The organism is Mesorhizobium sp. M1328, from assembly GCF_040318075.1.
GTDB lineage: Bacteria > Pseudomonadota > Alphaproteobacteria > Rhizobiales > Rhizobiaceae > Mesorhizobium.
In genome coordinates this window covers 1-1,121 of record NZ_JAMYLO010000083.1, presented here as the reverse complement: position 1 = coordinate 1,121, position 1,121 = coordinate 1, and the positions used below count along the sequence as shown (strand labels likewise).

Sequence of the window (1,121 nt, the reverse complement as noted above, 5' to 3'; positions counted from 1 at the left end):
GCTTTTGTCTCGCGGTCCTTGACAAGCTCGAGCGTCATCAACATACCTCGACCGCGTATGTCGCCTACGTGCGGATGTTGATTGAACCTGTCTTGCAGGCGCTGCGCGAGCACATTCCCCGCCGCCTTCACTTGGTCGAGAAAGCCAGGGGCCCGCAGGAACTTCTGCACCGCAATTGCTGCCGCACATGCGGTCGCGTGACCCGAGTACGTGTATCCGCCTTTGAAAGTTCCTGAACCGGAGACGATGGCATCGTAGACCCTCTGGTTAACCATCGTCGCGCCAATCGGTTGGTATCCAGCCGCAACGCCTTTCGCAAATGTTAGGAAGTCGGGAGCCATCCCGTCCTGCTCGCATGCATGCAGCGTGCCGGTTCGGCCCAAGCCACAGAAAACCTCGTCCAACACGAGCAGAACACCGTACTTGTCACAGATCTCGCGGATCCGCTTGAAATAGCCTGGAACTGGTGGAGTAGCACCGTTGGTTGTGCCGGTAACCGTTTCCGCGACAAAGGCCATTACCGTGTCGGGACCAAGTCCCAGGATTGCCTGTTCCAATTCATTGGCTGCACGCAATCCGTATTGCTCCGGCGTTTCGCTCTGCAATCGCCCCCTGTATTCGTAGCAGGGCGAAACATGAAACACGCTCGGAAGGATCGCTTCGAAGGGTGTCCGGCGCGCTGCCTGGTAGCCAATGCCAAGTCCCGTCAGGCCGGCACCGTGAAAGCTGGCGCGGCGGCCGATAACTTTCTCTCGCTGTGGCTGACCAATCTCCACGAAATATTGTCGAGCCATCATGACGGCTGTTTCAACCGCCTCGGACCCACTGTTGGTAAAAAACACGCGGCTTAGGCCTTCCGGAGCATCAGTTGTCAGAATGGACGCAAGTTCCTCCAGTGGCTCCGACGTGAACATAGCGGAATGGAAGAAGGCCATTTTCCCTACTTGATCCCGAACGGCCTCAATAACGGATTCCTGGCTGTGACCAACACATGAGACGCAGGCACCCCCAGCGTAGCCGTCAATGTATCGCTTGCCGTCTTGGTCAAATATGAACATACCCTCGCCTCTGACAGCAACAGGAAGATGGCGTTTGGGAATTCGATGGAAAACGCTGCTCAT

General features: G+C 56.7%; 1 protein-coding gene. It reads right to left on the bottom strand.

Annotated elements, in window-relative coordinates; genetic code table 11:
• On the bottom strand, nucleotides 1-1,121 hold a 1,121-nt coding region (locus NKH23_RS34465; RefSeq protein ID WP_353036807.1), incomplete at its 3' end, for an aspartate aminotransferase family protein.